This is a genomic window from Nocardia sp. NPDC050697, assembly GCF_040654395.1.
Lineage (GTDB): Bacteria > Actinomycetota > Actinomycetes > Mycobacteriales > Mycobacteriaceae > Nocardia.
The window spans coordinates 21610-47762 of sequence record NZ_JBFAHY010000003.1 but is presented as its reverse complement, the minus strand read 5'-3'; the positions used below and the strand labels follow the sequence as shown (position 1 = coordinate 47762).

Genomic DNA, 26153 nt, shown 5'->3' with positions numbered 1-26153 from the left:
GAGGCGCCGCACTCCGTTCACAGCCCGCGGACGAGGGCGTAGAGCTCCGCCACCCAGAAGACCAGCGGCAGCACCGCGGCCACGAAGGCGTACTCCAGCAACTCCACCGCGCGCCGCATGGGCGGCGTCGCCGTCTGGTTCGGCACCACCATGCCCAGCACCAGCGCCGCGACCAGCAGCAGCATGGCCGCCCCGAAGACGACCAGCGGCTGCTCCATCTCGATCGCCATCCCGGCCAGCATGGCCAGCGCGATCCCGGCACCGCCCGCGATCAGCACCACCGCCTGCTCGGCCCCGGCGTAGGTGCGGCTGCGGAAGGCCAGCACCACCGCGCAGACCAGCGCGAGCGCGATCCCCTGCCAGTACGGCGTCTCCGCCTCCGGATCGGCCGCCGCCAGCGCCCCCGCCACCGTGACCAGCGTGGTCGCGGTGACCAGCCCGGCCAGGTACATCCTGGCCCGCTCCGACTTGGCGCGCAGCACCTCCATGGTCGGCAGCGCGCGGTGATCGTCCGGGTCGTCCTCGGTGGGGTCGATCGGGGTGCCGGGCGACGGCACCGGCGGCAGCGGCAGCTTGGCGAGCAGCATGGAGACCCGCGGCGCCAGCGAGAGCCCGCCGAGCGCGGCCGCGGCGAGCACCGCCCCGATGGCCCGCACCGGATGCTCGGTGAGCAGCCCCACCATCGCGGCGGGCGCGGTGAACACCGCCAGCGTCGCCGCCCCGATGAACAGCCCGAGCCCGACCCCGGTGACCCGCCAGGCCAGCACCGCGGTGGCCCCGAGCAGCACCGAGCCGAGCAGCACGTGCGCCCAGCCGTAGTGGTCGGGCACGTAGAGCATCCCCGCGCTGAACGCGGGCGGCAGCGCACAGCCCGCGATGACCAGCGCGGCCGCGGTGTCGCCGTACATCCGGCTCAGCACCATGCCCGCCACCACCAGCACGACCGCCACCACCAGCGCGATCGAGCCGCTCACCCAGACCGGCATGGCGTCCGGCGCGAGCAGCAGCCCGAGGCAGCCGACCAGCATGGTCAGCGCCGCGAGCACCGAGCCGGTGAGCCGGGCGGTGCGCGGGGTCCAGCCGCGGAAGTGGTTCGCGTCGGCGATCGCGACGTTGTACATGATGTCGTCGAAGAGCGGGGTCGGCGCGGTCTGCGAGGCGCTCTCCAGCATGAGCAGCTCGCCGTCGCGCACCCCGTGCTCGCCCAGGCTCAGCGAGTTGGAGAAGGGCGGGTGGCCGATCCGGGCCAGCACCCACTCGGCGGGCTCGAAGCGCTCGCCCTCGTTGTCGAATTCATTGCTGCGGCTGTGCTGTGCGACCATGTCGACCACGCTCGGGATGACAAGCGCCACCGGGACATCGACGGGAATCGCCATGTCGACCTGGGTGTGCTTGGCCAGGATGGTGACCCGCGCGAGGTCGGGCGCGCGCACGATGCCGCGCGAGGAGTCCTCGTCGATGTGTCCGAGCCGCGCGTGCGTCACGCTGTCCCCCAACTTCTTATCCACAGGTGTTTCCGCAGGCCACACGCTGGGGAAGGCCCCCGGGCAGCAGCTTGCGAACCCACCCTCCGCCCAGCAGAATGCTGAGCGAACTGTACGACATGTCAGCCGTGGCCTCCAGACGAGGCTCTGCCGCGGCGGGCGAAGATGGGGGACGCAGTCGATGAGCACGGTCAGGTTCCAGCGGCGTGCCCGCCGCGAGATGCCACGAACTCCCGGCGGCGAGGTCACGCTGCAGCCGCCGCCCGAGATCCCCCGCGTCACACCGGGAAACCTGCTGCTCAAGCTGATGCCGGTGGTCATGGTGATCGGCATGGTCGGCATGATGGCGCTGCTCTTCACGCAGGGCGGCGGCATCGCCTCGAACCCCATGAGCCTGATGTTCCCGCTCATGATGCTGCTCTCGATGGCGGGCATGTTCGCCGGCCAGGGGGGTGGCAAGGGCCAGAAGGCGGCCGAGGCGAACGAGGACCGCAAGGACTACCTGCGCTACCTCGACCAGGTGCGCCGGGACGTCAACGACACCGCGGCGCAGCAGCGCGCCGCCGTGGAGTGGAGCCACCCGGAGCCCGAGCTGGTCTGGATGCTGGCAGGCACCAGCCGCATGTGGGAGCGGCGCGCGGGGGACAAGGACTTCTGCCACGCCAGGATCGGGCTCGGCGGGCAGCGGCTGGCCACCCGGCTGGTCGCGCCGGAGACCGGCCCGGTGGAGGAGCTGGAGCCGATCGCTGCGGTCTCGCTGCGCCGCTTCGTCCGGGCCCACTCCACCGTGCCCGACCTGCCCACCGCCATCGCGGTCAAGGGCTTCGCCACTATCGCCCTGGACGGCGACCGCGCCGAGGCCAGGGACATGACCCGCGCGATGCTGGTGCAGCTGGCCATGTTCCAGGCCCCCGACCAGGTACTCGTCGCCATCGTCGCGGGCCCGGACACCGCGCGCGAGTGGGAGTGGACCAAGTGGCTCCCGCACACCCAGCACCCGGACGCGCAGGACGGCATCGGCACCCAGCGCATGTTCTTCGGCTCCATCCGGGAGGCCACCGCCGGGCTGCAGCCGCTGCTCGCGAACCGGGTGCGCTACTCGCGCAACCAGCCGGCCAACCCGAACATGGTGCACATCGTGCTGGTGGTGGACGGCGGGCTGCTGGAGGCCGAGGAGGAGCAGCTGCGCGAATCCGGGTACGAGGGCGTCACGCTCATCGACCTGTGCGGTTACGCGCCGCGGCTCGCGGTCTCCCGCGGCATCAAGATGATCGTGGAGAACGGCGAGTGCACCGGCCGCGGCGCCACCGGCAACCAGGAGCGCTTCGCCCTGATCGACCGGATCAGCGTGCAGCAGGCGCAGCAGGTCGCGCGCAGGCTGGCGCCGTACCGGGCCGCCACTCAGCGCAGCAGCGATGTGGAGGTGGACGACACCGAGGCCATCTCCAGCTGGTCGCAGCTCATGAGCCTCGGCGATCTCGGCGCCTTCAACCCCGAGCAGGCGTGGCGCCCGCGCTACGGCCGGGAGCGGCTGCGGGTGCCCTTCGGCATCGGCGCCGACGGGCTGCCGGTGGAGCTGGACATCAAGGAGGCCGCGGAGAACGGCATGGGCCCGCACGGCCTCTGCATCGGCGCCACCGGCTCCGGCAAGTCCGAGTTCCTGCGCACCCTGGTGCTCTCCCTGCTCGCTACGCACTCCCCGGACCAGCTGAACCTGGTGCTGGTCGACTTCAAGGGCGGCGCCACCTTCCTCGGGCTGGACGGCGTGCCGCACGTCGCGGCGGTCATCACCAACCTCGAGGAGGAGGCCGACCTCGTCGACCGCATGAAGGACGCGCTGGCCGGTGAGATGAACCGCCGCCAGGAGGTGCTGCGCGCCGCGGGCAACTTCGTCAATGTCTCCGAGTACGAGAAGGCCAGGGCCGCGGGTGCCGACCTGGACCCGCTGCCCGCGCTCTTCGTCGTCCTCGACGAGTTCTCCGAGCTGCTCACCCAGCACCCGGACTTCGCCGAGCTCTTCGTCATGATCGGCCGGCTCGGCCGCTCGCTGCACGTGCACCTGCTGCTCGCCTCGCAGCGGCTGGAGGAGGGCAAGCTCAAGGGGCTGGAGAGCCACCTCTCCTACCGCATCGGGCTGAAGACCTTCTCCGCCAACGAGTCCCGCCAGGTGCTCGGCGTCCCGGACGCCTACAACCTGCCGAACAACCCCGGCGGCGGCTACCTCAAGGCCGACTCCGGCGAGATCCAGCGCTTCCAGGCCAGCTACGTCTCCGGCCCGTACGTCGGCGGCGGCCCGCAGCGCGAGGTCACCCAGGCGGGGGTCGCGGGCGGCGATATCGACGTCACCGCGCGGCAGTTCACCGCCGCGCACGTCGACTTCCGCCCGGTGGACCGGATTCCGCTGCCGGTGCGGGTGAACGCCGATCCGGAGCCCGGCGAGGAGGGCGAGCGCCTCTCCGACCTGGAGATGCTGGTCTCCCGGATCAGCGGCCACGGCAGGCCAGCGCACGAGATCTGGCTGCCGCCGCTGGACGCGGCGCCCACCCTCGACCAGCTGGTGCCGCGCTCGATCCTCACCGGCGAGTACTCCGCGGTGGCCTCGCTGCGGGCGCCGATCGGCATCGTCGACCGCCCCTACGACCAGCGCCGCGACCCGTTCCTCATCGACCTCTCCGGCGCCCGCGGCAATGTCGCGGTGGTCGGCGGCCCGCAGTCCGGCAAGTCGACCGCGGTGCGCGCCATGATCATGGCGCTCGCGCTCACCCACACCGCCGAGCAGGTGCAGTTCTACTGCCTCGACTTCGGCGGCGGCACGCTCACCGGCCTGCAGGGGCTGCCGCACGTCGGCTCGGTCGCCGGCCGGCTCGACGTGGACAAGGTGCGGCGCACCGTCGCCGAGATGACCACCATCGTCCGGCACCGCGAACTGCGCTTCCGGCAGCTCGGCATCGAGTCCATGACCGAGTACCGGCGGCTGCGCGCCATGGATCCGGCCAGCAGCCCGGCCGCGGCCGGGGCGCACGACGACGCCTTCGGCGACGTCTTCCTCGTCATCGACGGCTTCGGCTCGATCCGCCAGGATTTCGAGGCGCTGGAGCAGGTGGTGATGAACCTGGCCGGGCAGGGGCTCTCCTACGGCGTGCACGTGGTGGTCACGCTCTCCCGCTGGATGGAGGCGCGGCCCGCGCTCAAGGACCAGATCGGCACCCGGATCGAGCTGCGGCTCGGCGACCCCATGGACTCCGACTTCGGCCGCAAGCTGGCCGCGCTGGTCCCGCAGGGCAGGCCGGGGCGCGGCATGACGCCGGAGGGGCTGCACATGCTCACCGCGCTGCCCCGGATCGACGGCAGCCCGGCCAGCGACGACCTCGGCCCCGGCGTCGCCGCCGCGGTCGAGCGGATCGCCGCGCGCAACCCGGGCCGCCCCGCGCCGCGGGTGCGCATGCTGCCGGAGCGGTTCGACCGCGACGACCTGGTCCGCGCGCTGCCCGGCTGGCCCCGCACCCCGGAGCAGCAGGGCACCAACCTGCGGATCCCCATCGGGCTGAACGAGTCCGAGCTGGCGCCGGTCTTCCTCGACTTCGGCGAGCAGCCGCACTTCCTGGTCTTCGGCGACAGCGAGTGCGGCAAGACCAACCTGCTCCGGGTGATCTGCCAGGGCGTGGTCGAGTCGAACGCGCCGGTGCAGGCGAAGATCATCCTCGGCGACTACCGGCGCACCATGCTCGGCCTGGTCGACGGCGAGCACCTGGCCGGGTACGCGCCGTCCGAGGCCATGCTCACGGGCATGTCCGGCGAGCTGGCCAAGATCCTGAAGAGCCGGATGCCGGGCCCGGACGTCACCCAGCAGCAGCTGCGCGACCGCTCCTGGTGGACCGGCCCCGAGCTGTTCCTGGTGGTGGACGACTACGACCTGGTGGTCACCTCGTCGGGCAGCCCGCTGGCGCCGATCGTGGAGTACCTGGCGCACGCCAAGGACATCGGCTTCCACCTGGTGCTGGCGCGCCGCGCGGGCGGCGCCTCGCGCTCGCTCTTCGAACCGGTGATCTCGCGGATGAAGGACGTCGGCACCACCGGCCTGATCATGAGCGGCAACCGGGACGAGGGCCAGCTCTTCGGCACCGTGCGCCCGAGCGAGCAGCCGCCCGGCCGCGGCACGCTGGTCGGCCGCTCCGGCACCGGCCTCTTCCAGGCCGCCTGGAGCCGGGACCGATGAGCCCGACGGTCGCACTGCACATCGACGGTGACGACCTGCACGCCGTGGTCGGCCCCGACCCGCGCGGCGCCGTGGAGTGGAACGTCACGCTGGACGGGCTGCCCGCGCCCGCGGGCAGCCGCGGCGGCCCGCTCGCCGGTGAGCTGCGCCGGGACGCCGAGCGCCGCGGCATGGCGCTGCCCATCGAAGCGGTCGCGGTGGCGCACCCCACCCGCTGGGGCGCCCCCGCGCTCGGCCACGCGCTGAGCGGCCTGCTGCCCGAGGTCGCCGCCGAGGTCGCCGCCGTGCCGACCGCGCACGTCGCGGCCGAGCACTACCTGCGCAGCCGGGCGCTCACCAGGGCCAGCGTGCTCGTCGTCGAGTTCGCCGCGCTCTCCTGCACCGTCGCGCTGGTCGACTGCGACGGCGTCGAATCCACCGTCGTCGCCTGCGAACACGAGCCGACGCTCGGCGCCGGCGACGCCGCCCCCGCCCCGGCGACCGCCGAGCGATTGGCCGAACTCGCCGACCGCGTGCTCGGCGACCACGCCCCGCACGCCGTGCTCGTGGTCGGCGCCGCCGACCCCGAGGTGGGCGACCTGCTCCGCCAGCACCTGGCAACCCCCGCCTTCGTCCCCGAGGTGATCGCGCTCTCCGGCCGCGAGATCGCCAAGGCGGTCTGGTCCGACACCCGCCGCGCCACCCCCGGCCGCGGCCCCGCCCTCCCCGGCAGGCAGGCGATGGACGTGCAGGCGACCGTCGGCGCCGCCCTCAGGGCCCGCAGACAGCCGCCGCGCCGCCGCTCCCCGCTGGTCATCGGCGCCGCGGTGGTCTTCGTCGCGCTGGCCGCGGCCGCCGCGATCGCCGGCGTCACCCTGCTGCGCGCCCCCGCCGACGGCTCGGTCGCCGACAGCCCCGCCCTCCCCGGCGCCTCCCGCCCCGTCACCCCGGCGCCGGCGACCACGGCCGAAGGGGGCCGCCTCACCGTCACCGTCCCGCCCGGCTGGCACCCCGCGGCCGCCGCCGACCCGGAACGGCTCGTGCTCACACCGGATTCCGGCGCACGCGCCAGGATCACCGTCACCCAGTCCGTGCTCGCCGCCGGCGCCGGTGCCGAGGAGGTCGCACGTGACCTGCAATCGAAGATCTCTCGCGCCGAACCCGGCCGATTCGGTAACGTGCAACGAGACGTCGTGCTCGGTGACCGCCCTGGCCTCGCCTACGACGAGTTTCCGGGGGATGGGTCCGAAGTCGGGTGGCACGTCATCGTCGACCGCGGTGTCCAGGTTGGCATCGGGTGTCAGTACGACAGGGGGAGGTGGGACACAGTTCGGGCCGCATGCGAAGAAGTGGCGCGGTCACTGACCGTTCGTCCCTGACGGTGTCGGAACCGGGGGGAGAACATGGGAACCGATGAGGCGCATACCGCGTCCAACACATATGTAGGGGATCGACCACCTCGCCCGGCGACGGTCAGGTCCAACTCAACGAGAGGTATTCGGAATGTCCAACATTGTCGGTATTGATCAGGCCGCTGCCCGGAAAGCCACGGCCGACGTCGAGGCCGTGGTCAACGGCATGCGGGCCACCCTCCGGCAGGTGCAGACCACCGTCGACAGCGCTCGTGACGGCTGGCGCGGCACCGCCAACGGCTCGTTCGAGAGCGCCGCGGCGCGGTGGAACGACGAGGGCCGGCGGCTGAACGCCCTGCTCGACGAGATGACGGTCAAGCTCAACGAGGCCAACAACCGGTACGGGCAGATGGAAGAGACCTCCGGCCAGGGCTTCAAGCTCAGCATCTGATCCCGCCGCAAACGCGCACTCACACAGGGGAGAACAATCGTGGATATCTATTACGACAAGGGCAAGATCACCCAGACCATCGCCGACCTGCGGATGCAGCTGACGGCGTTGCGGGATCAGGATCAGGCCATCAAGGACGCGTCCGGCAAGCTCGCGGGTTCCTGGGAGTCCGGCGCCGCCAGCACGTTCCAGGATGTGCAGAACCGCTGGAACACCGAGTTCGCCGACACCCAGGACGCCATGAATCAGCTGATTCGCGCGACCCAGGAGGCGCTGGACGCCGCGATCAGGACCGACGGCCAGAATGCCAACATGATCCTCGGCTGATTCGGCGGTCTTCGATGGGTGTCCGCACGGTCGGCCGCGCGGACACCCACCGAGATCATTTGACTCGGGATTTCAGAATCGGAATGAGTTTGGTGAGCAGCACCTGCTGCGAAGCCGGCGACCAATTCTGTATAGCCGCGACGAGTTCCGAGTCATCGACGACGATAATCGTCGCTTTCAACTGGCTCAGGGTGGTGGGCAGTCCGAGCAGTCCGCCGCCGCCCGCCTTCGTGTCGTTGCGGGCCACGATCAAATATCCCTGCGTCACATCGCGTGACAGGTTGTACTCGCCGGTCCAGTCCAGCCGCTGCGGTGACTGCTCGTCGCCCTCTTTCGTGAAGCCGGGGTTGTAGACGAAGCCGAGCCCGGTCAGGAAGTCCGTCTGCGGGCTGGGGTTGAGGTAGACATTCACCCCCGAGCTGAGATCCTCGTTCTTGTCCCCCGAGTAGCGGGTCAGGATGATCGGTTTCCCGGCGAATGCCGGATTTTCTTGTCGAGCCTGCTCGACAGAGGTGGGCGCCGCCGCGGCCGTCACCGACGAGGTCGAGGAGGCCGCCGCCTGTCCGTCCGGGCCGGCGTCCCGATTCAGTGCCCATACCCCGCCGACCGCCGCGGCGAGAACGGCCACCGTCGCGACCGCACCGACGATCAGCCCTCTCCGCTTCGGCGTTGTGGTAGCTCGGACGGTCACGATCCCGGATTCGGTCGGCACCTCGCCCCGGGGATTCGTCGGGTACCCATAGCTGGGCTGCTGCGGTGCCGAATATGTCTGAGCCGGTGCGCTGTACACGCGACCACTCAGCGCACCCGCCGCGGCCTCCACGAACTCCCGCGAGTTCGGGAATCGCTCCGTCGGCTCCTTCGCCATCGCCCGCGCGAAAACATGGTCGATGGCGTGCGGCAGCGCCGGATTCACCTCGGTCGCCCGCGGCGGCGGCTGATGCAGATGCCCCATCATCACCAGCGCCGGCTGATTCCCCGGATACGGATTGCGCCCGGTCAGCAGCTTGAAGAAGGAGCAGGCCAGGCTGTACAGATCGGCCCGGTGATCCAGCGGCATCCCGGCCAGCTGCTCCGGCGCCGCGTACGCGATGGTGGCGAGGAAACTCCCGGTCTGGGTGAGCTCGTTCGCGTCGTCGGTCGACTTGGCCACCCCGAAATCGGTGAGCAGCACCCGCTCCTCGCCGTCCTCCGGGGTGGCGAGCAGGAAATTCGCCGGCTTGATGTCGCGGTGCAGCAGCCCGCGCCGGTGCGCGTAGTCCAGCCCCTTCCCGACCTCGGCCAGAATGTGCAGCGCGCGCTGCGGCCCGAGCCCGCGGCCGACCCGCGTCAGCTCCGCGCCCGCGTCGGTGCCGTCCACGTACTGCATGGCGATCCAGAGCTGCCCTGCCTCCTCACCCCGGTTGTAGACCGAGACGATATTCGGATGGTCCAGCCCGGCGGCCAGATTCGCCTCGCGTTCGAAGCGCGCCCGGAACTCGCGGTCGGTGGAGAGGTCCGGGCTGAGCACCTTCAGCGCGTCGGTCCGGGGCAGTGTCGGGTGTTTCGCCAGGTACACCGTGCCCATGCCGCCCGCGCCGAGCACCCGCAACACGCGGTATCCGCCGACGACCGTGCCCGCGCTGATCGGCATGTCCGGGTTCTCCTGTTCTGCTGCGTACCGTGCTGCTTCCGTGCCGACAGTACGGAGGCGGGTGCGACCCGCGGCACCTAGTAGGTGTTCGCCAGTAGCGCGTACTGCGCGGCCGCGCGTTGATGCAGGTCGACGATCTGATCGCTCTCCACCGAGGCCAGGTAGCGGTGGTACGGGACGACGCAGCGGTAGCGCAAGGTGACCACTCGTTCCGCGGTGCGAGCGCCGCAGCGGACACCGGGCACGGCTTCGGGCGCATCGACCTGCCCCGTATAGGTGCCCCATTCGAGCACCGACGGGCCGAGTCCCTCCGCCCCCGCCGCGTCCCTGGCGCGGAACAACTGGGTGGAACCCGAGCCCGCTCCCGAGTACGAGAAGGCGTCGACCCCGGCCTTGTCGAGAATCGCGGCGCGATCGTACTGCGCGTTCGCCCGGGTGAGCATGCCACGGCGGAGGAAGGTCGCCTGCCCGGAGAACGACGGCAGCCCGGTGGCCGTCGGATTCAGGGTCCGATTCAGCATGCCTTCCGGGTCGTTGTCGAGCCGCAGCATGCCTTCGCCGTCGATCGGGGGCAGCTCATCGAGCAGCCTGCCCTGATTCTCCAGTGCCCGCCGGGCCAGGTCCGCCAGAATCCCCAGATCCGGTTTCGGACGTTCGATGAAGGCGCTGATCAAGTAGGCGCCATGAGCCTGCATGGCGCCGAGCGTCGGCACACCGGGACGCCAGTGGGCACGCGCCGTCGGGATATTGGGGATGCTCACCGGCTGGTTGATGTCGGCGGCCACCGCGAAGTCGGTGGCCTCCGCCTCCTTGACCGCGAGCTCCGCGGTGGCGGCGTCCGCGAACTGCACAACGGCGACCGTGGCCCGAGTGGCGGTGGTCTCCTTGCCGTCCTGGCCGGCGGGTTTGTCGCTCAGCGTGATGGCGAAGCCGACGACCGGGTTGTGCCGTTCGATGACGGGCCCGTTCACGTTCGCGAACACCGCTTCGATGTCGTGGCGATCGAGCAGCGCGTCCGAACCGGCCAGGTAGTGGAAGTCCGGGTCGACCTCGGTGCCGAGCACCATGTGGTCGGCCAGCCGCATCGCCGCCAGTTGCTCACCGCCGACCAGGCCGTGGTCGTAGGAGTAGCGGAACTCCAACGGGGATGTCGGGTAGTTCCCGACATCGAGCGTGCGGACGTCGATCTCCGCCGCGGTGGGGTGGCCGTCGGTCTTGGTGCAGCCGGTGATCAGCGCGAGCGTGCCGAGCACCACCGCGACCAGGCGGAGACGGGGTCGGTGCGCCATCGTTCGTCCCCTCACTTCGCCCTCGCCAGGATCGCGTACTGCGCGGAGATGCGCTGGTGAACGTCTTGCAGCTGACCGGCGGTCACCTCGGCGGCGTATCGCCCGAAGCTGACGCCGCAGTAGTAGACGGTGCCCTCCGCCGGGCCGACGTACTGCAGGCACTGCGCGAACGGCAGGTTCGGCGGGGCCGCTGCCCGGCGGTAGAACTTGCCGACCTTCGCCCGCCGATCGACCAGCTTCGCCGCGGCGACGGCGTCCCTGGTGCGATAGACGTAGCCGCCCTTCCAGGCGACGGCGTCCACCCCCGCCGACTCGAACATCTTGCTGTCCGCGTCCGGGTTGAAGCCGATCTGCAGCCCACCGTGCCGGTCGTAGACGCCGGGGATGCCGAGCTGCCCGGGATCGGCGACGGTATTGAGCGGAAGGGCGAGCATCCGCTCCGGATCGACGTCGAGCTGCATCAGTTCGCCGACCGGGGTCGGCGTGAAGCTCTCCAGCGCCGGCCGCATCTTCTCGATGCTGCGTGCCACCCTGGTCCTGAGCTTCTCCGCGTCGGTGACGTCGAGTTCCTGCATGATGTTGTCCCGGACCTGGGTGAGCAGGACGAACTTCCCCACCGGGTAGTACGAATTGATCCAGCCGTGGCTGTCGGTCAGCAGGTGCGCGCGGGCCTCCGGAAAGCCGGGGATCGTCTGCGGCGGGGCCTTATCGCCGAGGAAACCGCGCTCCACCTCGGTAAACGCGTCGGCCGCGCGCTTCGCGTCCTGCTCGGTCTCGAAGAGCATCGCCACATTGTCGAGTTCCCACGACAGGTTCCGAGTGGTGTCGGTTCGCCCCGCGGTGACGAAGCCGGTGACGAAGCCGGAGATCCGCGCGTCCAGGGCGGCGGCTTCACCGTTGATCCGGGTGGAGATGGCACCCGAGCTCATCGACGTGAACAACCGCACGGCGCCCATCTTCGTCGGCGCGTACTTGACCTCGGGATCGATCTCCATCGGCAGCGGCAGGTGATTGCCGAGCCGCATCGCCTCGACCAGCCGCGCCATGTCCAGGCTGGTCGGCTTGTCGTAGTACTTGGGCTCGGCGTTCAGATTCCCGACGTCGAGCTTCGCGAGATCCACCTCCGGCCGGGCCGGCGCCGCCGAATCGCCCGTGCCGCAGCCTGCCGTCGCCGCGACGACCGCGGCCAGGAGGGCCGCGCACAGCCCTCGGCGTCTGTTCACCATCTGTCCCCTCCGTCGCGGGCGCGGGCGAACCCGCGGCGGCCGGCGTGTGCCCGCGAGTCCTCCGCTCGCGGGGCGAATACCGGAGAGAACATAGCACCCGGGTCGGACCGGGGGCCGGGTGTGAAGCGAGGGGCTACAGGCTGTTGGCGAGCAGGGCGTACTGCGCGGCGACCTTCTGCCTGACGTCGGGTTCCAGGTCGCTGCTGACCACCGCGACGTAGCGCTTGTAGGTGACGAAGCAGCTGAAGGCGTACTCGGTCTCCTTGTTGCCCGCCGCGTTCAGCCGGAGGCACTTGGCGCCGGGGACGTCGTTGGGGGCGCCGATCGGGTCGTACTCGGCGCCCGCGCTGTCGATCAGGCCGTTCATGAAGGCGCGGGCGGCGTCGGCGTCGCGCAGGCGGTGCAGCAGGGTGCTGTCGACGACGGCGCTGCGGTCGAGGCCGGTGTCCTGGATCAGCCGCTGCCTGGTCGGCTGGTCGTCGGCGGCCTGCAGCACGCGGTGCGGGCCGTAGACGGCGAAGCGCAGCGGGTCGGGGGTGCGGTCGGTGCGATCCTCGACCACGGCGCGGGCGAGCAGCCCCTCCGGGTCGACCGGCAGCTCGTCGAGCTCGGCGATGGGGGTCGGCTCGAAGGTCTCGAGCAGCGCGACCTCGGCGCTCAGCGTCTTGTCCACCCAGCTCACCAGGTCGGCGCTCTCGGCCTTGGGGCGCTGCACGTAGAGCGAGATCACGAACTCGCCGCGCGCGAGGAACGCGCCGACGCTCGGCACGCCGGGGCGCCAGTGCAGGTAGGCGTCGGAGAACTTGGTGGAGGAGAGCTTCTGGTTCTCCGGGGAGACGCCGATATCGGCGTCCTCCAGCTCCCTGGCGGCCGCGGCGGCGGCGCCCTGGTCCGGGAAGCGGAGCAGCACGGTGGTGACGGCGGTGGCGTCCTGGACCGGCAGCTTCTCGCCCGCGGGGTCGGCGCGGTCGGCGCCGGCCGCGACGTAGCCGGTCACGAACTTCCGGTTCTGCAGCACCGGGCGGGAGACCTCGGCGAGCAGCCCGATGGTGTCGTCGACGGTGGTCAGCACCGAGCTGGTGCGGCCGTGCGAGAGCGAGGGGTCGATATCGATCGAGGGGATGACGGCGTCGGCCATCCGGATGCCCTCCAGCACCGCGCCGTGGCCGGCCGGGTCGACGTCGTAAGCGTGCCGGTCCACCTCGTACTTGCCGACCTCCAGCTTGCGCACGTCCGGCTCCCCGGCGACCGGGGCGCCGGGGATGCTGCACCCGGCGAGCAACCCCGCGATGGTCATCGTGGAAAGGCAGAGCGCGATGCGCGACATCCGAACCATCACAGGCCCCTCGATCCTCGGCGATGTGGGTATGAAGTTACCGGAACGGACGCCCCGCGGCGGGGCGAAGCGACGGTGGGCAGCGGGACGCCGTAACCCGCGGTGCCATAGGCTTGATCGCGTGCCGACCACTCCGCGTTCACGCCGCCGCGGCGGCCGATTCCGTGGCGGCCGATCCCGGTGAGGGATCGCCAGGTCGAGATCGTCGCCGGGCAGCACGCCGTCGCCAGGGTCGCGGGGGCGGTGGTGGTGGTCAGGCACCGCGGCCCGACCAGGCCGACCCCGGATTCGCCGACCGCGGCCGCGGTGGAGTCGCTGGCCGAATTGGTCAGGGAGGCGTTCGAGCGGGAGCAGGGCGTCGGCGCGACCATCGCCCGCGAGGCGACGCGCTGGCTCATGAAGCACGCCGAGCGGATCAGCCCCGGGCAGCCGGTGGACTTCGGGATTCTCTCGGTGGGGGAGAACGGCGGGGTCGCGGTGTTCCTGCACGGCGCGGTCACGGCGGTGCTCGCCGGCGATACCGGGGCCGAGCAGCTGCGCGGCAGCGATGCCGCGTTCACCGTCGACCGGGTGGCCCCGGTGCCGGGCCGGGCGGTCGCGCTCTTCGTCGACGATCGGGACGGCCGGATTCCGGAGCTGCCCGCCGAGCGCGGAATCGGCTGGCTGGTCGAGGGCATCGCGCAGGGCGCGGGGGCCATTCTCTGGTCCGACACCGCGCGGGCGAGCGCACCGCGCACCGGCGGCGACCCGAGCGGCGCGCATCGCAGGGCGGAGCCGCCGCCCATCCCCACCGCGGTGATCGAGCGCGCTCCGCGCGGGGCCGAGCCGCGCCCCGCCGAGCGGGACGAGACCGAGGCCGCCGCCACCGCGCTGCTCGACCAGGTCGAGGCCACCGACGCGCTGCCCGCGACCGCCCGCCCGGCCACCCAGCCGCCGGACATGCACCGCGCGCCCACCGAGCACGGCACCAACCCGGCGCCGCCCCCCGACCCCGACCTGCAGCGCCGGTTGGAGGCGACCGCGCGGGCCGCGCCGCTCAATGTCAAGGTCATGGGGTTCAAGTGCGCGCGGGCGCACCCCACCGACCCGCGCTCGGCGTTCTGCACCGTCTGCGGCATGCCGGTGGACCAGACCCAGCCGCTGATCGAGGTCATCCGGCCGCCGCTCGGGTTGCTGCTGCTCGACGACGGCATGACCTACCTGCTCGCCGCGGACGCCGTGATCGGCCGCGACCCGGACCACTCCGAGTCGGTGAACCGCGGGATGGTGCCGCTCAAGGTGGAGGACACCTCCGGCGGCATGTCCCGCGCGCACGCGGAGATCCGCCTGCTCAACTGGGACGTCGCTGTCCTCGACCTCGGCTCCACCAACGGAACCCGGACCCGCATGCCCGGCTACCGCGACTGGCTCCGCCTCGCCCCGCATCAACCGATGCTCCTGGTCCCCGGCGCCGAAGTAATGATCGGCAACCGAGTACTCCGCTTCGAACCTGCCGCCCCACCCCCGTTCGGGGGTTAGCTGTAGCGGGCAGTGCAGGTGGTTTCGCCGCCCAGGACGCCGGCTCGGAAGGCGTCGACTCGGGCGAAGCCGCTGGGGACGGTCTTGCCCTCGACGTCGCTGGCGGCGAGGCCGTCGGTGAGCAGGCCGGAGACCGCTTCGTCCAGGTCGCCGGCGGCGAGGCGGATATCACCCTGGTTGGCGGGGCGCCCGGATTCGGCGAGTTTGCCGGTGACCACGCCGGAGAGGCAGGCGGCGCGCAGCCCGGTCTTGGCGCCGACCAGGTCCTGGTTGTTGCTGTGCTGCACCGCGAGCGCGTAGCGGGAGATGAAGACGACGTAGCCGTTGTAGTCGCCGCTCACCTTGAGCGGCAGCGGGTCGTCCAGGTCGCCGATGGCGCCGCGCTCGGAGAGCTTGGGGATGTCGGTGGCGATCAGGTTGCTGGTGGGGCAGTAGGAGACCGGCTCGGTGCTGGCGCCGTCCCGGCACTCGATCTGCGCGCCGCCGTAGTTGTAGTGCGGCCGGTCGTCCAGCGGGAGGATCGCGGCCAGCGCCTTGCTCAGCTCGATCAGCGATTCCTTGGTGATCTCGAACTCGCCGGTCTGCCCCTGGAAACTGCTCGGCAGGTCGCCGCGGCGCTGGTTGATCTCCTCCTCGTCGATGCCGCGGCAGGCGCGCGGGCCGTCGGTGAAGCCGATCTGCACCGCCGTCACCCGTTCGAAGGCGGAGCCGTGCACGCTCTCCGGATCGTCCGGGTCGGAGTCGCGGATGGCGACGGTGGCGGCGAGCACCGAGTTCAGCCCGTCCGAGGTGTTGATGGTGAAGTGCTCCGACTTGCCCTCGGCCACGTGCCGCATGAAGGCGCCGGCGAAGCAGTCGGCCTGCTGCTCCTTGACGAGCACCGGATCCCGGTTGGTGACGAGCTCGGCCATGTTCTGGATGGCGTGGCCGTACTCGTGCGCCAGCACCATGACCACCGACATCTGCCCGAAGGTGTCGGCCATGGTCGGCAGCAGCACCTCCCGATCCCAGCCGATGGAGTTGTCCAGCCGGCAGTAGGCGGCGTTCACCAGGCGGTAGGTGCTGTCCTCGCAGAACTCCGGTGCCTCCGAGCGCGGTGCCTTGGCGCTCCACGAGAGCAACTTCTCGACCGGCTGGAACTCGCCGTCGAACTCGGTGCGGTACACCTGCCGCCAGTAGGCCTGGATGTCGTCGACGGCGTTCAGCGCGAGCCGGTCGATCTCGCCGCCCTTGCTCCCGGTGGCAGTGAGGTCGGTGTCGGGGACGCCGGCGCGGGGGCCGCTCGGCCCGCTGGTGGTGGGAAGCCCGGCGACCTTGAACGGGTCGTCGTAGATGGAGACGGCGCGGCCGTCGACCATGCGGGTGCATCCGGCGAGCAGCAGCACGAAACACAGGGCGGCCACGGCGGCGGTGGTCGCTCGACGATTCGGCAAGGCAGGATCCCCCTCGGTCGGCCGTTCTGAGTTCCCCGCGGTCGGTCGCCGGATCGGACAAAAGGCGCGTCGGGGGCCCTTCCGCTGTCCGGGTGATGGCATAGTATCCGCTGCATGTCTTCACCGGGGGCGCAGTCCATCACCGTGCGCCATGAGGGAACCGAACGCGTTTTCGAGCCGAACCACAAGGTCACCCTTGGCCGGGCGCCGGAAGTCACGCTCTTCGTGGACAGCCCGCTGGTCTCCCGGGTGCACGCGACGCTGTCCTGGCAGGGCGGATCCTGGGTGCTCGCCGACAACGGAAGCACCAACGGCGTCTTCGTCGACGCGCGGCGGCTGAGCAGGCCGGTCCCCATCGATCGGGCCACTCAGGTCCGGCTCGGCGACGCCATCAGCGGGCCGCTGCTGCACCTCATCCCGGCGGGCGCGCCCCGGCAGACCGGCGCCACCCCGGTGGCGCGGCCGCAGTCGGCGCCGCAGTGGCCGCAGCACCAGCAGCAGCGCCCGCCGTTCCCGCAGCAGCCGCCCCCGCCGCAGCGCCCGCAGTCGGGGCCGTTCCAGCAGCAGCCGCCGCAGTCGGCGCCGTTCCAGCAGCAGTCCGCGCCGCAGCCGCAGCTCAACGTGAACATGACGACGCGGGCCGACTCCTCGTCGCTGCCGCCGGTCCGGGCCCGGCCGTCCACCGCGCCGATCGCGCGGGCGGACCGGTTGCCGCCGGGCGGGCTCACCATCGGCCGCACCTCGGACAACCAGATCGTGGTCAACGACCCGCTGGCCTCGCGCAGGCACGCGCGGCTGATCTCCGCCTCCGAGGGGCTGACCATCGAGGACCTCGGCTCCTCGAACGGCACCTTCGTCAACGGCGGCAGGCAGCAGCGCGCGGTGCTGCGCGAGCGCGACGTCGTCACCATCGGCAATATCGACTTCGAGGTGCAGCAGGGCGCGCTGGTGCACCGGCAGAAGCCGGTGGCCGAGCAGGGGCTGCACGTGCACGGCGTCGGCTTCACGGTGGAGAACAACAAGCAGCTGCTCGTCGATGTGAACCTGCAGGCGGGCAGCGGCACGCTCACCGCGCTGATCGGGCCCTCCGGCGCGGGCAAGTCCACGCTCTCCAAGCTGATCGCGGGCAGTACCAGGCCGTCCGGCGGCGTGGTCACCTTCGAGGGCCGCAATCTGCACGGCGAGTACGAGGCGCTGCGCTCCCGGATCGGCATGGTGCCGCAGGACGACGTGCTGCACCGGCAGCTCACCGTGCGGCAGGCGCTCGGCTACGCCGCCGAGCTCCGGCTGCCGTCGGACACCACCAAGGCCGACCGGCAGCAGGTGATCGACGGCGTGCTGGCCGAGCTCTCGCTCACCGAGCACGCCGACACCAGGGTGGACCGGCTCTCCGGCGGCCAGCGCAAACGCGCCTCGGTGGCGCTGGAGCTGCTCACCGGCCCCTCGCTGCTGATCCTGGACGAGCCCACCTCCGGGCTCGACCCGGCGCTCGACCGCCAGGTCATGACCATGCTGCGCGAGCTGGCCGACGCCGGCCGCGTGGTGATCGTCGTCACCCACTCGGTGGCCTGCCTGGACATGTGCGACCAGGTGCTGCTGCTCGCGCCGGGCGGCAAGACCGCCTTCTGCGGGCACCCGGCCGGGGTCGGGGCCGCGCTCGGCACCAGCGACTGGGCCGAGATCTTCGGCAAGGTCGCCGCCGATCCGGACCAGGCCTTCGCCGCCTACCGCTCGCGGCAGGCGTTCGTGCCGCCGCCACCGCCACCACCGCCCTACGGCTCCGCGGGCAGCCCGCCGAAGTCGAGCAGCGTCAAGCAGTTCTCCACGGTGGCGCGGCGGCAGGTGCGGCTCATCTTCGCCGACCGCGGCTACCTGACCTTCCTGCTGGTGCTCCCCTTCATCCTCGGCGCGCTCTCCCTGGTGGTGCCGGGCAAAAACGGCTTCACCAGGGGCGGGCTCACCCAGGCGCCGGACGGCTCGCTGATCCCCTCCGGCGGCGCCGAGGCGCAGCAGCTGCTGGTGGTGCTGATCCTGGGGGCCTGCTTCATGGGCTCCACGCTGACCATCCGCGACCTGGTCGGCGAGCGCACCATCTTCCAGCGCGAGCGCGCTGTCGGGCTGCTGCCCGGCTCGTACCTGTGGGCCAAGATCGCGGTGTTCAGCATCACCGCCTTCCTGCAGTCGGCGGTGCTGGTCGGAATCACGCTGGCGGGCAAGAACCCGCCCGGCGAGGGCTCGGTGCTCGCCTCGGGCAGCGCCGAGCTGTACATCGACATCGCGGTGACCGCGGTCTGCTGCGTGGTGTTCGGGCTGCTGATGTCGAGCTTCGCCAAGTCCAGCGAGCAGGTCATGCCGATGCTGGTGGTGGCGATCATGGCCCAGCTGGTGATGGCGGGCGGGCTCATCCCGGTCACCGACCGGGTGGTGCTGGAGCAGGTCTCCTGGCTCTTCCCGTCCCGCTGGGGGTACGCGGCGGGGGCCTCGACGGTGGACATCCGCTCGATCTTCCTGAGCGCGCAGCCGGACGGGCTGTGGAACCACGAACCCGGCATCTGGGCGCTGAACATCGGCATGGTGCTGCTGCTCACGCTGGTCCTCGCGCTGGTCACCCAGCGCAGGCTGCGGTTGAAGAAGTCGTCGGCGTGACTGCGCCGAGCGGGGCTTGCGGGCACCAGGCACACTTATGCCTGTGACGGTGCGAGTTGGGGCGGTACATCTCGGCTGGGATGTGGTGTCCGTCGCCGCTGGCGGCGGTGAGACACCGATCCGCCCGGTGAAAGTGGAGGGTACGTACTCGACGCCTGCCTATCTGCTGGCGGACTCGTCGGGCAGGCTGCACACCGCCGGTGTCGACCGGCTGCGCCCCGACCTCGGCATGGCCATCGCCGACGTACGGGACATCCTCGGCCACCCGCAGATCGTGGTGGCGGGCGCCACCTGGCCCGCCGAGATGGTGTTCCGGGCGCGGCTCTACAACCCGCTCGCCTCGATCGGCAGCTACCTGCGCGGCAAGCCCGACGTGGTCGCCATGCCGTACCCGGACGACTGGCCGGAGGAGAAGGTCGAGCTCTACGCCGAGCTGGTGGAGCAGCTCGACGTGGAGGTGGAGCCGCTGCCGGAGAGCGTCGCGCTCTCCGGCTACGTGCGCGCGCTGAACCTGGTGAGCCCGCCGGACGAGCACGACCCGAACGGGGTCGGCGCCACCGGCGTCTACTGCGACGGCCGGACCGTGCTCGTGGTCGCGGTGCACGGCGACGACGAGCAGCCGACCGAATCGGTGGACGTGCACTTCGACCCGGCCGCGCTGCGCGAGGCGCGCGCCGCCGACGACGTGGTGATCGAGGTCATGGCCGCGGCCCGCTCGATCGGCGCGGACACCTCGACCATCCTGCTCGCGGGGAATGTCTACGACAACGAGCCGCTGCGCTTCGCCTTCCGCAACCACCTCGGGCAGCGCTTCCGGGTGGCCGACCACCCGATCCACGCCCTCGTGCTCGGCGCCGCGCACCTGCTGGTCTCCGAGGACGAATCCGGCGAGCCGGAGCAGGGCGGGCGGCACGCCGAGCGCGGCGAGCAGCTCGCCGCCGAGCAGCAGGACGCCGCGGCCTGGAGCAGCGCGGTGCAGCGGAACGAGCCGGAGCCGCCCGCGGGGTCGGACCGCGGCGGGCTGTGGAACCGGATGCGGGACAACTTCTTCGGCGCCCCCGCCGTCGCGGGGGCGCTGGCGCTCGCGGTCGTCGCGCTGCCCGCCGACGGGCGGGTGGCCGCCGCAGACCCGGCCACGCCGGTGCTCGCCGCGCCCGCCGCCGGTAGCCCGGTCGCCCCGGCCACCGGCATCGCGGTCGCGCAGGCTGCCGGTTCCTCGGCCGCGCAGGGGCACGGCGCCGGATCCCCGGCCGCGCCCGCCGCGTTCGGCGCCGCGGTCTCCTGCGCGGTGACCCCGCGGATCGCCGACGGGCACCGCGACGGCATCGCCTCGGTCCGCGCCGAGCTGTGGTTCCGGCCCGGCCGCGACACCGCGGCGCGGGACCCCGAGCCGGACTGCACCGCGCCCGGCGTCGACACCCTGCGCTACCTCATCCCCGGCCCGCCGGGGGCCCGCGATCCGGGCCCGCCGATCGCCATCTGAGCCGATTCGGTGGCCGCACCGGCGGCTGGTATCGTGGCTTGCTGGCGTGTGGACATCCGGGATTTCCCGGATGCGCTCGAGGCCCGGGTCTCCACCGGCCGCCGGGAACCCCTCGGCCACGCGCTTCGGCCGGCAACACCGACGACAGACAGGGATGCACTGTGCCTACGTACAGCCCCAAGGCGGGTGACGTCACCCGCAAGTGGTACGTCATCGACGCCACCGACGTCGTACTCGGACGCCTTGCCGTGCAGGCAGCGACGCTGCTGCGGGGCAAGAACAAGCCGACCTACGCGCCGAACGTCGATGGTGGCGACTTCGTCATCATCATCAATGCCGACAAGATCTCGCTCAGCGGGAACAAGCGGCAGGACAAGCTGATCCACCACCACTCCGGCCACCCGGGCGGCCTCAAGTCGCGCTCTGTCGGTCAGGTCATGGAGACCCGCCCCGACCGGGTCGTGGAGAAGGCGATCAAGGGGATGATCCCCAAGAACAAGCTGGGCAACGCGATCGCGGGCAAGCTCAAGGTGTACGCGGGCCCGACCCATCCGCATGCCGCGCAGCAGCCCGTCCCGTTCGAGATCAAGCAGGTGGCCCAGTGACCGCTCCCGAAAACGACGCTGTGAACCCCGACGAGGTCGAGCTCACCGAGTACACCTCGGAGGATCCCAACGCCGAGGTCGTGACCGAGGACTACGGCTACGAGGTCGAGTCCGACGAGAGCTACGACGCCCCGGTGCTGATCGACCGCCCGGTGCAGACCGTCGGCCGCCGCAAGGAGGCCGTCGTCCGCGTCCGGCTGATGCCCGGCTCCGGCAACTTCGTGCTGAACGGCCGCACCATCGAGGACTACTTCCCGAACAAGGTGCACCAGCAGCTGGTGAAGTCCCCGCTGGTCACCGTCGAGCGCACCGAGTCGTTCGACGTGTACGCCCGGCTCGTCGGCGGCGGCCCCTCCGGCCAGGCCGGTGCGCTGCGGCTCGCCATCGCGCGGGCCCTGATCGAGGTCACCCCGGACGACCGCCCCGCGCTCAAGCGGGCCGGCTTCCTGACCCGTGACCCGCGCGCCACCGAGCGCAAGAAGTACGGCCTGAAGAAGGCCCGCAAGGCGCCTCAGTACTCGAAGCGCTGATCTATCGGATCGTCCGAGAGCAGGCCCCCGGCGCCGCCGGTGGCCTGCTCTCGTGGTGTACGCGGAACTTTCTCGAGGACGTGTAATGGGACGTTTGTTCGGCACCGACGGCATCCGCGGGCTCGCCAACGGCTCGCTGGGCCCTGAACTCGCACTCCAGGTGGCCGGCGCGGCCGCCGAGGTGCTCGGCCGGGGCAAATCCCGCCCGCTGGCGGTGATCGGCCGCGATCCCCGGGCCAGCGGCGAGATGCTGGAGGCCGCGGTCACCGCCGGGCTCACCGCGGCGGGGGTGGACGTGCTCTCGGTCGGCGTGCTGCCGACCCCCGCCGTCGCCTACCTGACCGGGCTCTACGACGCCTGCCTCGGCGTGATGATCTCGGCCTCGCACAACCCCATGCCGGACAACGGCATCAAGATCTTCGCGGCGGGCGGGCACAAGCTCGACGATGCGATCGAAGACCGGATCGAAGCCCTGATCAGGGCGAATACCCCGCAGCGGCCGACCGGCGCCGGGCTCGGCCGGGTGCGAAGCGCCTCCGCCGCCGCCGGGCCGGACGTGCCGGCCAAGTACTCGCTGGCCGGGACGCACGAGCGCTACGTCGAGCACCTGGTCGCCACCACCGGCGAGCAGCTCGCCGGGCTCACCGTGGTGGTGGACTGCGCCAATGGCGCCGCCTCGGAGGTCGCCCCCGCGGTGTACCGGGCGGCGGGCGCGACCGTGATCGCGATCAATGCCGAGCCGGACGGGCTGAACATCAACGACCGCTGCGGCTCCACCCACCTGGGCCCGGTGCAGGCGGCGGTGCTGGAGTACGGCGCCGACCTCGGCCTCGCGCTCGACGGCGACGCCGACCGCTGCCTCGCGGTGGACGCCACCGGCGCCGTCGTGGACGGCGACGCCATCCTCGCTGTCCTCGCCATCGCCATGCGCGAGCGCGGCGAGCTGGCCGAGGACACCCTGGTGGCCACGGTCATGAGCAACCTCGGGCTGCACATCGCCATGCGCGAGGCCGGTATCACGCTGCGCACCACCGGCGTCGGCGACCGCTACGTGCTGGAGGAGCTGCGCCGCGGCGGCTTCAGCCTCGGCGGCGAGCAGTCCGGGCACGTCATCCTGCCCGCGCACGGCACCACCGGCGACGGCGTGCTCACCGGGCTGCACCTGATGGCCCGGATGGCGGCGACCGGCCGCGGCATCGCCGAGCTGGCGAGCGTGCTCAGCACGGTGCCGCAGGTGCTGGTGAACGTCCCGGTGAGCGACAAGTCGCTGGTGGCCGCGGCGCCCGAGGTGCGCGAGGCGGTGGCCGCCGCGGAGCGCTCGCTCGGCGACAGCGGCCGGGTGCTGCTGCGCCCCAGCGGAACCGAGGAGCTGGTGCGGGTCATGGTGGAGGCCACCGACCCGGCGCGGGCGCGCCAGCTCGCCGATGACCTGGCCAAGCTGGTCGGCTCGGTCTAGCCGAGCTGCCAGGCGCGCAGGAAGCCGGTGAAGAGCACGAGGAAACCGCCGACCTCAGCGACGATGAGCAGCACGGTGGCGAGTTTCAGCGCGCGGGGAATGTCGCCGCGGTACTGGTTGGTGGTGTCGCGGCGCCAGCCGTGCAGCACGTAGCTGGCGATGGCGCCGACGAAGAAGGCGAGCACCACCAGGTCGGCGGCGAGGTTCACCGCCGTCGGCCAGGCGCTGAGCTCGGTGAAGACCGCGAGCAGCAGCCCGGCGAAGGAGTACAGCAGCGCCGCCCGGTGCGCGATGTCGACGTACGGGTGCGCCGCGCCCTCCGGCGAGCTCCGCATGCCGCGGTACTTCCACACCCCGAGCAGCAGCGCCGCCAGGAAGATCAGCCCGGTGATCAGCAGCGTGACCTTCGTGTCGAGCCCGAGCGTCGCGGTCACCGTCACTCCTCCGTGAGCCGGCCGCCGGCCAGGTGCCAGCGGCGGGTGGCGCGCACCGAGTCGAGCATGCGCCGGTCGTGCGTGACCAGCAGCAGCGTGCCGTCGAAGGAGTCGACCGCCTGCTCCAGCTGTTCGATGGCGGGCAGGTCCAGGTGGTTCGTCGGCTCGTCCAGGACCAGCAGGTTCACCCCGCGGGCCTGCAGCAGCGCCAGCGCCGCCCTGGTCCGCTCGCCGGGGGAGAGCGTGGCACAGGGCCGCAGCACGTGCGGGCCGCGCAGCCCGAACTTGGCGAGTAGCGTCCGCACCTCGGCCTCCGGCAGGTCGGGGACCGCGGCGCCGAAGGTGGCGGAGAGGGTGTCGTCGGCCCGGAACAGCCCGCGCGCCTGATCCACCTCGCCCACCAGCACGCCGGAGCCGGTGCTCGCGCTGCCGCTCTCCGGCGCTATCCGGCCGAGCAGCAGCCCGAGCAGCGTGGACTTGCCCGCGCCGTTCTCGCCGGTCAGCACGATCCGATCGGCCCAGTTCACCTGGGTGCTGATCGGGCCGAGGGTGAAGCCGCCGCGCCGCACCACGGCGTCCGAGAGCGTGGCGACGACCGAGCCGCTGCGCGGGGCGGCCGCGATCTCCATCCGCAGCTCCCACTCCTTGCGCGGCTCCTCGACCACGTCCAGCCGCTCGATCCGGCGCTGCGTCTGCCTGGCCTTGGCGGCCTGCTTCTCGGTGGACTCGGCGCGCATCTTGCGGCCGGCCTTGTCGGAGTCGGTCTTGCCCTTGCGCCTGGCATTGCGCACGCCGTGCTCCAGCCAGTTGCGCTGCATCTGCGCCCGCGCCTCCAGCCCGGCCTTGGTGTCGGCGTACTCGTCGTAGGCCTCGCGCGCGTGCCTGCGCGCGACCGCCCGCTCGGCCAGGTACGACTCGTAGCCGCCGTCGTAGTACGCGACCTGCTGCTGCGCCAGGTCCAGCTCCAGGATGCCGTTCACCGTGCGGGCGAGGAATTCCCGATCGTGGCTGACCACCATCATCGGCACCCGCACGCCGAGCACGAAGCGCTCCAGCCGGGCCAGGCCGTCCAGGTCGAGGTCGTTGGTGGGCTCGTCCAGCAGCAGCACGTCGTAGCGGGAGAGCAGCACCGAGGCCAGCCCGGCGCGGGCGGCTTGGCCGCCGGAGAGCGCCGTCATCGGGGTGTCGACGCCCCGGGGCAGGCCGCTGTCCAGCCCGAGCTCCGCGGAGACCTCGGCGGCGCGCTGCTCCAGGTCGGCGCCGCCGAGCGCGAGCCAGCGCTCCAGGGCGGGGGTGTAGTCGTCCGCGCCGCCGTCGGCGAGCCGCTCGGCGGCGGCGTCCATGGCGCGCTGCGCCTCGGCCACCCCGGTGCGCCGGGCCAGGAACTCCAGCACCGTCTCGCCCGGCACCCGCTCCGGCTCCTGCGCGAGGTGGCCGACGGTGGCGTCCGGCGGGCTCAGGGTGATGCCAGCGGCGGGCGCCCCCGCCAGCAGCCGCAGCAGCGTCGACTTGCCCGCGCCGTTCACCCCGACCAGGCCGATCACATCGCCCTCGGCCAGCGTGAGGTCGAGATCCTCGAAGAGGGTGCGTTCGGCGTGTCCGGCGGCGAGACCGCGGGCGTGCAGGGTGGTGCTCACCCGCACGAGTCTGCCGTGTCCGGGTCCGACCCCGAGACCGGGCCGGGCGGAATGGGGGTCGAAATGGGTACCGCGACCGATGCGGCGCGAAGCCCGCTCGCGCAGAGTGGAAGTCGTCACGAGGAGGAGATGACCAATGACCACCACACCCACCCGCCGCTTCACCCGCACCGCCGACAACCAGGTGATCGCCGGGGTCTGCGGCGGCATCGCCCGCTACTTCGGCTGGAACCCGACCGTCGTGCGCATCGCGTTCGTGCTCTCCTGCCTGCTCCCCGGCCCGCAGTTCCTGGTGTACGCGGCGCTCTGGCTGCTGATGCCGAAGTACTGAGCCCGACCGGGGCTGCGCTCCGGATCGGCGGGTGACAGGATGGAGGGCCACACCCGCCGATCGGCCTTGCAGGAGGAGCCGTGGTCAATTCGGCCGAGTTCCCCGGAATCGACCTCCCCGACGTGGACGCCGCGTCGGCGCTGCACGACCTCGGCGAGGTCGGGCTGGTGCACCCCACCCAGGACATCGACGGCGACGGCGCGCTCGACTCGATCACCGAATCCGACGAGCACGGCCTGCGGGTGTGGACCGACACCGACCGCGACGGCCTCGCCGACCACCTGACCGTGGTGGAGAAGGACGGCGACTACGCCGCCTGGGAATTCCACCACCATCCGGACGGCACCTCGGAGTGGGTGCGCACGGATCAGGGCCGGCTCGGCTGATCCGGCGGAACCGCGAGCACCCCGGCCGCGTCGAAGGAGGGTGAGGCGGGTTCCGCGCCGCCGCACACCGATCGGGCGAGCAGGAGGGGAAGGGGGCGCAGCGATGAGCAGCGAGATCGTCGGGGTGAGCACCGGCGAACTGGGGCGTCTGGCGAGCGAACTGCTGGAGTCGGGGGGTGTTGTCGGGGGCTCCGCGCAGGTGGTGGCAGGCAACCTGGTCGGGGCGGGGGAGGTCGGTGCGAACTACCCCGTCGAGGGGGCGGTGCTCCGGGCCGGGTTGACGGCGCTGGGGGAGCGGATCGCCGGGTGGTCCGGGGCGACGGTCTCGGCGGCCGAATCGATTCTGGTGGCGGTGAATCGGCAGAGCGCGGCCGATCGCCTCGCGGCGGGCGAGCAGTGAC

Annotated in this window: 21 protein-coding genes; 13 read left to right on the top strand and 8 right to left on the bottom strand. The window is 71.8% G+C overall.

Annotated elements, in window-relative coordinates; all coding sequences use genetic code 11:
- Positions 1–17 precede the first annotated feature (17 nt).
- A complete protein-coding gene (eccD, locus tag AB0H71_RS12130; protein ID WP_357018643.1) occupies positions 18–1508 on the bottom strand; it encodes a type VII secretion integral membrane protein EccD in 1491 nt (496 codons plus the stop codon).
- Between the two features lie 157 nt (positions 1509–1665).
- Here eccD and eccCa point away from each other — a divergent pair, with 157 nt between their 5' ends.
- The 4 genes from eccCa to AB0H71_RS12110 all read left to right on the top strand — a co-directional run bounded on the left by eccCa (position 1666) and on the right by AB0H71_RS12110 (position 7809).
- A complete protein-coding gene (gene eccCa / locus AB0H71_RS12125; RefSeq protein WP_357018641.1) occupies positions 1666–5700 on the top strand; it encodes a type VII secretion protein EccCa in 4035 nt (1344 codons plus the stop codon).
- Entirely contained in the window at positions 5697–7058 is a 1362-nt protein-coding gene (locus AB0H71_RS12120) for a type VII secretion-associated protein (RefSeq protein ID WP_357018638.1), read from the top strand. The genes eccCa and AB0H71_RS12120 overlap by 4 nt, the downstream gene beginning before the upstream one ends.
- Positions 7059–7182: 124 nt before the next feature.
- A complete protein-coding gene (locus AB0H71_RS12115) occupies positions 7183–7482 on the top strand; it encodes a WXG100 family type VII secretion target (protein ID WP_357018635.1) in 300 nt (99 codons plus the stop codon).
- 39 nt (positions 7483–7521) lie between these two features.
- Positions 7522–7809 (top strand): WXG100 family type VII secretion target, encoded by a 288-nt coding sequence (locus AB0H71_RS12110; protein ID WP_357018632.1) that lies wholly within the window; start codon positions 7522–7524, stop codon positions 7807–7809.
- Between the two features lie 55 nt (positions 7810–7864).
- On the opposite strand, the gene AB0H71_RS12105 is transcribed toward AB0H71_RS12110, so the two are convergent.
- From AB0H71_RS12105 to AB0H71_RS12090, 4 genes are all read right to left on the bottom strand, one after another.
- Positions 7865–9442, bottom strand: a complete 1578-nt coding sequence (locus AB0H71_RS12105; RefSeq protein WP_357018629.1) for a serine/threonine-protein kinase — start codon at positions 9440–9442, stop codon at positions 7865–7867.
- Positions 9443–9519: 77 nt separating this feature from the next.
- Complete coding sequence (locus tag AB0H71_RS12100) at positions 9520–10731, bottom strand: hypothetical protein (protein ID WP_357018626.1); 1212 nt, start codon at positions 10729–10731, stop codon at positions 9520–9522.
- Positions 10732–10742: 11 nt separating this feature from the next.
- On the bottom strand, positions 10743–11957 hold the full coding sequence (locus AB0H71_RS12095) for a hypothetical protein (RefSeq protein WP_357018624.1): 1215 nt from the start codon (positions 11955–11957) through the stop codon (positions 10743–10745).
- A 133-nt stretch (positions 11958–12090) separates the two neighbouring features.
- On the bottom strand, positions 12091–13293 hold the full coding sequence (locus AB0H71_RS12090; RefSeq protein ID WP_357018621.1) for a hypothetical protein: 1203 nt from the start codon (positions 13291–13293) through the stop codon (positions 12091–12093).
- 180 nt (positions 13294–13473) lie between these two features.
- On the opposite strand from AB0H71_RS12090, the gene AB0H71_RS12085 reads away from it, so the two are divergent.
- Positions 13474–14811, top strand: a complete 1338-nt coding sequence (locus AB0H71_RS12085; protein WP_357018618.1) for an FHA domain-containing protein — start codon at positions 13474–13476, stop codon at positions 14809–14811.
- Here AB0H71_RS12085 and AB0H71_RS12080 read toward each other — a convergent pair.
- Positions 14808–16169: a metallopeptidase gene (locus tag AB0H71_RS12080; protein ID WP_357020330.1), complete on the bottom strand. Its 1362-nt coding sequence runs from the start codon at positions 16167–16169 to the stop codon at positions 14808–14810. The genes AB0H71_RS12085 and AB0H71_RS12080 overlap by 4 nt on opposite strands.
- Positions 16170–16358: 189 nt before the next feature.
- On the opposite strand from AB0H71_RS12080, the gene AB0H71_RS12075 reads away from it, so the two are divergent.
- From AB0H71_RS12075 to glmM, 5 genes are all read left to right on the top strand, one after another.
- Positions 16359–18890, top strand: coding sequence for an FHA domain-containing protein (locus AB0H71_RS12075; protein ID WP_357018616.1), 2532 nt, complete (start codon positions 16359–16361; stop codon positions 18888–18890).
- 127 nt (positions 18891–19017) lie between these two features.
- Positions 19018–20373, top strand: a complete 1356-nt coding sequence (locus AB0H71_RS12070) for a hypothetical protein (RefSeq protein ID WP_357018613.1) — start codon at positions 19018–19020, stop codon at positions 20371–20373.
- A gap of 161 nt (positions 20374–20534) precedes the next feature.
- Entirely contained in the window at positions 20535–20978 is a 444-nt protein-coding gene (rplM, locus tag AB0H71_RS12065; RefSeq protein ID WP_357018610.1) for a 50S ribosomal protein L13, read from the top strand.
- A 20-nt stretch (positions 20979–20998) separates the two neighbouring features.
- Entirely contained in the window at positions 20999–21508 is a 510-nt protein-coding gene (gene rpsI, locus AB0H71_RS12060; protein ID WP_357020327.1) for a 30S ribosomal protein S9, read from the top strand.
- A gap of 85 nt (positions 21509–21593) precedes the next feature.
- The gene (gene glmM, locus AB0H71_RS12055) at positions 21594–22964 is read left to right on the top strand and encodes a phosphoglucosamine mutase (RefSeq protein ID WP_357018607.1); all 1371 of its coding nucleotides are present in this window, start codon (positions 21594–21596) and stop codon (positions 22962–22964) included.
- Here the strand turns inward: glmM and AB0H71_RS12050 are convergent.
- Entirely contained in the window at positions 22961–23398 is a 438-nt protein-coding gene (locus AB0H71_RS12050; protein ID WP_357018604.1) for a hypothetical protein, read from the bottom strand. The genes glmM and AB0H71_RS12050 overlap by 4 nt on opposite strands.
- Positions 23399–23400: 2 nt before the next feature.
- Entirely contained in the window at positions 23401–25035 is a 1635-nt protein-coding gene (locus AB0H71_RS12045; protein ID WP_357018601.1) for an ABC-F family ATP-binding cassette domain-containing protein, read from the bottom strand.
- A 136-nt stretch (positions 25036–25171) separates the two neighbouring features.
- On the opposite strand from AB0H71_RS12045, the gene AB0H71_RS12040 reads away from it, so the two are divergent.
- The 3 genes from AB0H71_RS12040 (at position 25172) to AB0H71_RS12030 (ending at position 26152) form a co-directional block, all read left to right on the top strand.
- Entirely contained in the window at positions 25172–25366 is a 195-nt protein-coding gene (locus AB0H71_RS12040) for a PspC domain-containing protein (RefSeq protein WP_357018598.1), read from the top strand.
- A gap of 80 nt (positions 25367–25446) precedes the next feature.
- On the top strand, positions 25447–25752 hold the full coding sequence (locus tag AB0H71_RS12035; protein ID WP_357018596.1) for a DUF6802 family protein: 306 nt from the start codon (positions 25447–25449) through the stop codon (positions 25750–25752).
- 103 nt (positions 25753–25855) lie between these two features.
- A complete protein-coding gene (locus AB0H71_RS12030; protein WP_357018593.1) occupies positions 25856–26152 on the top strand; it encodes a hypothetical protein in 297 nt (98 codons plus the stop codon).
- Position 26153: the final 1 nt, after the last annotated feature.